Genomic DNA, 1,037 nt, shown 5'->3' with positions numbered 1-1,037 from the left:
TTTCCGAAAGTCCTTGACTTGTTTTAGTTTTTCTATTAAGCTCAACATATCTTTCAAAAGTTCGCGTTCACTTCTCATTTTACCTGACAGTGATCGCTTTTACTTTTGATATTCTGATGGGAGAATGAAACAGCCCTAGGGTAGGATGCCGGCTCGGTCAAAACTAGAAACTAGACTTGGGCTGCCACTTTTGATTCAGCGGCCATTAGTTTTTCGTAGGTTTCACGCATTTTGAGACCGACTAACACTTGGAATAAACCCGTACCATTGGTAGAACCGGGATAATCCTTGTGTTTGAGCAGTAATTCCGTCATTTCACCGTAGTATTTAGTGCCGGTTTTGCTCAAATGGCTTTCGATGTAGATCATTTATTCCAGGTTATCGAATTGACCATCTAGTTCCAGAATCGACACTTCATTCCCCAAGAAGCCATCTGGACCATAGTAGAGTTTAAGGTAATGATTCGGTAGTAGTGCCGTAGCCCTCTTGCTTACCTGGTATGAATTGTGTAAAATATTTATTAATAAAAATAATTGGAACCCGATCAGTCTTTAAACCTCTAGCTTGATCATGACTTTTCTGATAAATATCTTTGGCGTTGCTGATTTGAGATATGAATCTTCTTTTGTGGTATTTTTAAAACCTAGACCCAAACTAACTTTTGGATGGGTGCAAGGTTGTCATTCATAGCTTGATTCAGCAACGCCGGAAAAGAAACTGGTCAAACTAATCCTATTGAAAGATTAAATAGGGTTTGCTGAAAAAGTCGCTCAAAGAATTATGCTATTGAGTGCCAATAATTTGTCGCCCAAGTGATAAGTTTTACTTGAGTAAAATCACTTTTAACATAATTTTTATTAAAGCGTTGCCGACATCTTAGTTCTTTTGTTCGCCCAGAAATCAAGAAAGACAAAAAAAGCCCAAAAAACTGCCGAAGCAGTCGGGAAAGATTGACAACCAAAAAGGTAATAGCAATGGACGTTTCTGAAGTTTCAGGTAGTTTTGTCATGCACAGATTTAAACCAAATCTTCTCTTA

1 protein-coding gene and 1 pseudogene are annotated in these 1,037 nt (G+C 38.0%); both read right to left on the bottom strand.

The features are described from left to right. Positions 1 to 170: 170 nt before the first annotated feature. Positions 171 to 455 (bottom strand): annotated as a pseudogene (locus O9290_RS12290) (phosphoribulokinase); the annotation flags it as partial. Between the two features lie 323 nt (positions 456 to 778). Beyond that, the coding region (locus O9290_RS12285) for a transposase (RefSeq protein ID WP_288087110.1) at positions 779 to 1,037 on the bottom strand (259 nt) is incomplete at its 5' end.

Source organism: Microcystis sp. LE19-41.2A (genome assembly GCF_027530405.1).
Lineage (GTDB): Bacteria > Cyanobacteriota > Cyanobacteriia > Cyanobacteriales > Microcystaceae > Microcystis > Microcystis aeruginosa.
This window is presented reverse-complemented; position numbering and strand designations above follow the sequence as displayed.